We start from the raw sequence: 7,878 nt of genomic DNA on the forward strand, positions 1-7,878 counted from the left end.
ATGTTTCCGACTCCGATCCAACAAACCTCGCCGCTGACGCAAGTCAGCTATCGGGTGGCGCTGCCACTGTCCATCGTGCTGTGGCTGCTGCCGTTGTTCGCGGTGATGATGACCTCAGTGCGTTCCATTGGCGATATCAATGCCGGTAACTACTGGGGCTGGCCGAAAGACTGGATGCTGGTGGAAAACTACAGCGCCGTTTTTGGCAACACCAATATGGGCCGCTATCTGCTCAACAGTGTGTTGATCACTGTACCGGTGATGATTGCCTCCGTTGCCTTGGCGACCATGGCGGGTTTTGCGCTGGCTAAATATAAATTCCGAGGTCGGCTCGCCATCTTCGCAACCTTTATCGGCGGCAACTTCGTGCCCTTCCAGATTCTGATGATTCCGGTGCGCGATCTGACCATCGACCTGGGTCTGTACGACAGCATCTGGGCGTTGATCTTTTTCCATACCGCCTTCCAGACCGGTTTCTGCACCCTCTTTATGCGTAACTTTATCGTCGATCTGCCGGATGAATTATTCGAATCCTGCCGGCTTGATGGTGCCAGTGAATGGCACATCTTCCGCAAGATCGTGCTGCCCTTGGTACGGCCGGCGCTGGCCGCTCTGGCGGTGCTGATTTTCACCTTCGTGTGGAACGATTATTTCTGGGCTCTGGTGCTGGTGCAAAGCGACGAAGTACGACCCGTCACCGCTGGCATCAGCGCCTTGCGCGGTCAGTGGCTGGCGTCCTGGCAATTGATTTCCGCCGGCTCCATCGTCGCGGCGCTGCCGCCGGTAATTCTGTTTTTCACCATGCAGCGCCACTTCATTGCCGGCCTGACATTGGGCGCAACCAAAGGCTGAACCATGACGCTTTATACACTGCACAGCCGCAACACCAGCCTGGTCATCGAGCAGCCACAAACCGGCGCGCCAATCATGCGCTACTGGGGCACGCGATTATCAGTAACACCCGATCAGCGACTGTGGCACCGCGCTCTGCCTCAAGCCGGTCTGGATGAACGCTGCGAGCTGAGCATTGCGCCGACACTCGCCGACGGTACCTTTATGGAACCGGCGCTGCGCTGTCATGTCGACGGCCGTCACTGGGCGCCACAGTGGCACAGCCAATGCGAAACCGCAGACGAGCAGCAGCTGGTGTTCCAACTGCAAGCGGTTAACGGTCAGGTTCAGTTGAACTGGCAACTGAACCTGGATGCCGACACGGACGTACTGAGTATTTCAACCAGCCTGACCAACCTCGGGCCTGAGCCACTGGTTTTGGATCAATGGCTGACAACCTTGCCCCTGCCAGTAACCATGACTGAGGTGATGAGTTTCAGTGGTCGCTGGATCCATGAATTCCAACCGCAGCGCGACCGACTGCCGCTGGGCTCACTGGAATACACCAATCTGCGTGGCCGTACTTCGCACGATCATTTCCCCGGGCTGCTGGTCAGCGACAGCGAATTCCAACCCGACGATGGTTGCGTCTATGGTTTTCATCTGGGCTGGAGTGGCAACCATCGCCAGCGCCTGGAACGCAGCCAATTGGGTCTCAGCCAATACCAGGCCGGTGCGCATTTATTACCCGGCGAAGTTCGCCTGAACGCCGGCGAACAATTTGAAGCACCGACGCTCTATGCCTGCCGTTCTGAGACGGGTTACAACGGCATCGCCGAACGTTTCCAAAGCTTCGTGCGAGAACAAATTCTAACCTTGCCAGACAACGCGACCCGCCCGGTACACATCAACACCTGGGAAGCGCTCTATTTCGATCACAACCAACAAGGGCTCGATAAACTGGCCGAAGCCGGTGCTCGTGTGGGTGCCGAACGCTATGTGCTCGATGATGGCTGGTTCCTGGGTCGGCGCGATGACACGGCTGGCCTCGGTGATTGGGTGGTCGATCCCGACGTCTATCCGGAAAAGCTGCATCCCTTGGCCGCTACTTTAAAACGTCACGGCCTGGAATTCGGTCTCTGGGTCGAACCGGAAATGATCAACCCGCGCTCGCGTCTATTCGAACAACATCCCGAATGGGTGCTCGATATCAGCGGCCAACATCAGCCGCTGGCCCGCAATCAGCGAGTCCTCGATTTGACTCGTCCCGAGGTGCGCGATTACCTCTTCGATCACCTGAACGCCCTGCTCAATGACTACCCCATTCGCTACCTGAAATGGGACATGAATCGCGACCACGTTCAGGCTGCCGATGCCGAGGGTCGCGCTGCCGGTTATCGTCAAACGCAGGGTCTCTACACCTTGCTCAAACGCCTGCGTGCACAGCATCCCAAGGTTGAAATCGAATCCTGCGCTTCCGGTGGCGCCCGTATGGATTTCGGCATCCTGCAATATACCCAGCGCTTTTGGTTAAGCGACTGCAACGACGCTCACGAACGCCAGATCATGCAGCAGTGGGCCGCGCTGTTTTTCCCAAGCGAAGTGATCGGCAGTCACGTTGGACCGCCGCAAAGCCACACCACCAGTCGGATTCATCAGGATGAGGTGCGCATCGGCACTGCCTTCTTCGGACACCTGGGCATCGAGTGGGATATCCGCAAGCTGGACGACACTGCGTTCGCTCAAATGGCGCGCGGCATTGCACTGCACAAAGAGTGGCGGCCACTGCTGCATCAAGGTTTACGTCACGCCTTAAACAGTGGCGACGATGCGCAATTGGCCTTTGCCGTTAGCCACAACAACCGCCAGTTGGTGAGCGTTTTTCAGCAACGCATGCCGACGCTGGCGGTTGGCGCCAACCTGAAATTGAAACGTCTGGTGGCCGGTCAGACTTATCGGATAAAACCTTTGTTCGAGCCAGAAAAAACCGGTCATTTAATGAAGCAAAAACCGGCCTGGATGAGTGTCAAAAACATTGAATTCAGTGGTACTGAATTGATGCAAATCGGCCTACCGCTGCCGGTTCTGGATCCGGATACATTGCTGGTGCTGGCACTGGAACCCGTGCATCGGTAATTCGTTTCGCCCGGTGTTGTTCGGGTCGGTAAGGCTCAGCAACAACACCACGAAAACAGGGGCTGCGGTCCCGCCTGTCGTCTCACAACAAAAAAGAAGGACGAAGCCATGAAACTGAAACACCTAGTCACCGCCAGCGCATTGAGCGCCTTGTTGCTGAGCCAAGCTCAGGCAGGCACTCTGGTTATCAACTCCAACCAGTCCGATCCCGCTCCGCGTGAAACCTGGACCAATATCATCAACGAATTCGAAGCCGCCAATCCGGATATCGATGTTCAGTTGAATGAATACGACCACGAAGGCTATAAGAGCGCCATTCGTAACTGGCTGGTCACCTCACCACCGGATGTTGTTTTCTGGTTCGCCGGTAACCGCATGAAATTTTTTGTGGACCGTGGCTTGTTCGAACCGGTTTCCGATGTCTGGGAAGACAACGGTATGAACGATACCTTCCGCTCCACTCGCGCTTCGATGACGGTCGACGGCGAACAGTACGGTGTACCCGCTACTTATTATCAGTGGGGTATTTATTACAACGCCGATATGTTTGAAGAACTGGGCCTGAGTGAACCCCAAACCTGGGAAGAATTTATCGAGGTTTGTGAAACACTCAAGCAAAATGGCTACACCCCGATCACCATCGGTACCAAATTCCTGTGGACGGCTGCCGGCTGGTTTGACTACCTCAACCTGCGCACCAATGGCTTGGATTTCCACATCGATTTGATGGACGGCAAAGTCCCTTACACCGATGATCGCGTCCGCGATACTTTTGCCAACTGGCGCCAGCTGGTCGACGGCGGTTACTTCCTGGAAAACCACGCCTCTTACAGCTGGCAGGAAGCTCAGGCACCGCTGCTCAATGGCGAGGCCGGCATGTATCTGATGGGCAACTTCCTAACACCTAGCTTCCCGGAAGGCTCCAACTATGGCTTCTTCCAGTTCCCGCAGATCGATCCAAACGTTGGCATGTTTGAAGACGCACCAACGGATACCATCCACATTCCGTCACGCGCTAAGAACAAAGAAGACGCCAAGCGTTTTCTCGCTTACGTTGCGCAACCAGACGTTCAGACTCGTCTGAACCTGGGGCTGAATCAGCTGCCGACCAACTCTGAAGCGCAAGCCGGTGACAACCACTTCCTGCAGGAAGGTTTGCAGATGTTGTCTGAAGCTGATGGTACCGCTCAATTCTATGATCGTGATACCGATCCGGCGATGGCGTCTGAAGGCATGAAGGGCTTCCAGGAATTTATGATCGTTCCGGATCGCCTGGATGACATCCTCAATAATCTGGAACGTGTTCGTCAACGCGTCTTCCGTTAAGGTTAAATAAGTTTCGCTAAACCTGTTTGGGCGGCCTTGCGCCGCCCTGTTTTGTTTAGGAGGTGACAATGCCCAGCTTCACTGAAATTCTCGCCCGGCGTGATTGGGAAAATCCGGCTCAAGTCGGTTTACATAAATTACCCGCGCACAGCCCCTTATTCAGTTTCAGTGACCAGGCATCTGCACTGACCGAAAAAACATCCTGGCGTAACCGCAATTTGAATGGGGATTGGGCATTTCGTCTTTACCCGCGGCCCGAACAGGTTCCCGCCGAACTGTTCGAAAGCGATTCAGATTTATCAGACTTTGAAACAATACCGGTACCGTCGAACTGGCAATGCCAGGGCCACGACCAGCCGATCTACACCAATGTTCAATATCCTTTTGAACCAAAGCCACCTTTTGTACCTGAAGACAATCCGACCGGCTGCTACTTGACCGATATCGATCTTGAGGCGGATCACTTAAAAGGCCAAACACGTATCCGTTTCGACGGTGTTAATTCGGCCTTTCATCTATGGTGCAATGGTCAATGGATTGGCTATAGCCAGGACAGCCGTCTGCCGGCGGAATTCGATCTAAGTGCAGTGCTGGTTCCCGGCCACAATCGATTGGCCGTTATGGTGCTGCGCTGGTCCGATGGCAGCTATTTAGAAGATCAGGATATGTGGTGGTTGAGCGGCATCTTTCGCGATGTTTCTTTGCTGCACAAACCAACACACAGAATTGAAGATGTCTCCATTCAAACCGAACTGGATGCCAGTTATCGCGACGCCACTATAAAAATAACCAGCCGACTATCTGACTCGTCGTTACGGCTTGGAGCGCAATTATTTCGCGACGATCAAGCGGTAACCGAGCTGGTAATTGAAAACCCCGGGCAAATTGAAGTCGATGAACGCGGCGGTTTTCGTGATCGGGTTCAGCACTGCATTGCCGTCAGTAATCCAGATAAATGGACCGCCGAAACACCAAATTTGTATCGCCTGGTCGTCAGTCTGCTTGACGATCAGAACCAGCCACTGGACATCGAGGCTTACGACGTCGGATTTCGCCAAGTCGAAATTCGCGATGGCTTATTACGAATCAATGGTCAGCCTTTATTAATCCGCGGCGTAAATCGTCACGAACACCATCCGGAAAACGGTCACGCCGTCAGCTATGCGGATATGGAAGAAGATATCCGACTCATGAAGCAGTACAACTTCAATGCGGTGCGCACGGCACACTACCCCAACCATCCGGACTTTTATCGGCTCTGTGATCGCTATGGTTTGTATGTGGTCGATGAAGCCAATATTGAAACCCATGGTCTTTATCCATCCAGTCAGGTATCGGACGAGTCGGCCTGGCTAAACGCTTATTTGGAGCGTGTTACGCGTCTGGTTCTGCGCGATCGCAATCACCCGAGCGTAATCATCTGGTCGCTGGGTAACGAATCCGGTTTGGGTGCTAATCATCACGCGGCTTACCAATGGGTCAAACAAACCGACCCAACCCGGCCAGTGCAATATGAAGGCGGAGGTGCTGACAGCGCAGCGACCGACATTATCTGCCCAATGTACGCTCGTCTTGATAAAGACCTGGGGCTTCCGGTTTCTGTACCCAAGTGGGCGATCAAAAAATGGATCGGATTACCCAATGAAAACCGACCATTAATTTTGTGCGAATACGCTCATGCCATGGGCAACAGCCTGGGTAACTTTGCCGACTACTGGCAGGCTTTTCGTCAGTATCCACGTTTGCAGGGCGGCTTTATCTGGGACTGGGTGGATCAGGGTTTAAACCACACTGCCGCTGATGGTACGACTTACTGGGCTTATGGCGGTGACTTTGGCGATCAACCCAACGACCGCCAGTTCTGCATTAATGGTTTGGTCTTTCCGGATCGAACACCACACCCAACCTTGCTTGAAGCTAAACGGTGCCAGCAGTTTTTTCAATTTGAATTACGCACGACAACACCATTAAACATTGCCATTAGCAGTGAATTTTTATTCCGCAACAGTGACAACGAACGTCTGCACTGGAATCTCACTGAAGACGGCAAAGTTATTAATGGTGGTGAACAACCGCTCGAGTTAAACGCTCAGAGCCGACAAACAATTACCTTGATGGATCAATTGCCAACACCAAAAGCCGGCTGCAAATATCATTTAAATGTCTGGGTGACTCAACCTGAGGCGACCGCATGGTCGGATGCGAATCATGAAAGCGCTCGCGATCAATTCACCTTGCCAGCAAGCCTCGAACTGCCTCAGCTTCACGCTGCTTCTGATGGAGCTCGTGCACAGTTGGTTGAAGAATCCAATAACTGGTTAATACAGGCGGCGCAAACCAGCATTAGCATAGATACGAGCAATGGCCTGCTGACCAGTTGGAAAATCAACGACCAGGAAATATTAATCGAAGCGCCCATCGATAATTTTTGGCGCGCACCATTGGACAACGACATTGGCGTCAGCGAAGCCGACCGCATTGACCCCAATGCCTGGGCCAGCCGTTGGCAAGCGGCGGGTTTGGACCGACTGCAACGGCGCTGTAGTTCAGTCAACGCCTACCAACAACAGCAAACAGCCATTGTCATTGTAGAAAACCGCTGGTCTGTGGATGACATCGACTGCGCAGCAACTACCTGGACTTGGCAATTGAATTGCTTGGGGCAACTTACCCTCAATGTGGACGTTGAATTAGCCGCCGGTTTGCCACCCATTGCGCGCATTGGATTGATCATGCGTTTGGCACAGCGACCGGACACAGTTCAATGGCTGGGACGAGGTCCGCATGAAAACTATCCCGATCGAAAATTGGCGGCCTATTGGGGATCTCACCAACTGCCCTTAGCTGATTTGCACACGCCTTATATTTTCCCCAGCGATAATGGTTTGCGCTGCGATACCCAGCAACTGGAGATCGGTGCGTTGCAGGTGCAAGGCGACTTCCATTTCGCCTTAAGCCGCTATCGCCAAGCACAGGTAGCACAGGCACGTCATCAGCATGAACTGGCTGATGAGGCTGGGCTGGAGTTACGCTTGGATGCATATCATATGGGTGTTGGCGGTGATGACTCCTGGAGCCCGAGTGTGCATGACGAATATCTGCTAAAGGAAAAACGCTATCGATATCGGGTGAGTTTTTCTGGGACTGATTGAGGTTTTTCTGAAAGATTAGGAAGGATTTAACCGGGCAGGGATGCTCGGTTTTTTATTTTTTATGGGAGCTAAATTTCTTTTAGTGGTTTGGTTCTGACGTACTTAAGATGCCAAGCATACACACGGCCAAATGGGACCCTAAGAGTAGTGGAGCGCGATTTGGTTTTCTCCAGACAATAAAAAAAACCCAGGCCATTTCTGACCTGGGGTTCACAATAAAAGCTTGACGATGATCTGGGCGGCACTCCGTCGGCCGGCACTCCGGTTGGTCCGACACATCGGCTCGTAGAGTCCCGGAGCGCCGGCCGAGTCATCGTGGTGCTCGGATTCCGGGCAATAAAAAACCCCAGGCCATCTCTGACCTGGGGTTCGCAATAAAAGCTTGACGATGACCTACTCTCACATGGGGAAGCCCCACACTACCATCGGCGAG

General features: G+C 53.4%; 4 protein-coding genes. All 4 read left to right on the top strand.

Going from position 1 to position 7,878, the window contains the following annotated elements; translation table 11 throughout:
* Window positions 1-852: a carbohydrate ABC transporter permease gene (locus ABMA60_RS17610; protein WP_392805960.1), complete on the top strand. Its 852-nt coding sequence runs from the start codon at window positions 1-3 to the stop codon at window positions 850-852.
* A 3-nt stretch (window positions 853-855) separates the two neighbouring features.
* Window positions 856-2,967 (top strand): alpha-galactosidase, encoded by a 2,112-nt coding sequence (locus tag ABMA60_RS17615; protein ID WP_392805962.1) that lies wholly within the window; start codon window positions 856-858, stop codon window positions 2,965-2,967.
* A gap of 108 nt (window positions 2,968-3,075) precedes the next feature.
* Window positions 3,076-4,293: an extracellular solute-binding protein gene (locus ABMA60_RS17620; RefSeq protein WP_392805965.1), complete on the top strand. Its 1,218-nt coding sequence runs from the start codon at window positions 3,076-3,078 to the stop codon at window positions 4,291-4,293.
* 68 nt (window positions 4,294-4,361) lie between these two features.
* On the top strand, window positions 4,362-7,445 hold the full coding sequence (locus ABMA60_RS17625) for a beta-galactosidase (protein ID WP_392805968.1): 3,084 nt from the start codon (window positions 4,362-4,364) through the stop codon (window positions 7,443-7,445).
* Window positions 7,446-7,878 lie beyond the last annotated feature (433 nt).

Source organism: Saccharospirillum sp. HFRX-2 (assembly GCF_043196805.1).
Lineage (GTDB): Bacteria > Pseudomonadota > Gammaproteobacteria > Pseudomonadales > Natronospirillaceae > Saccharospirillum.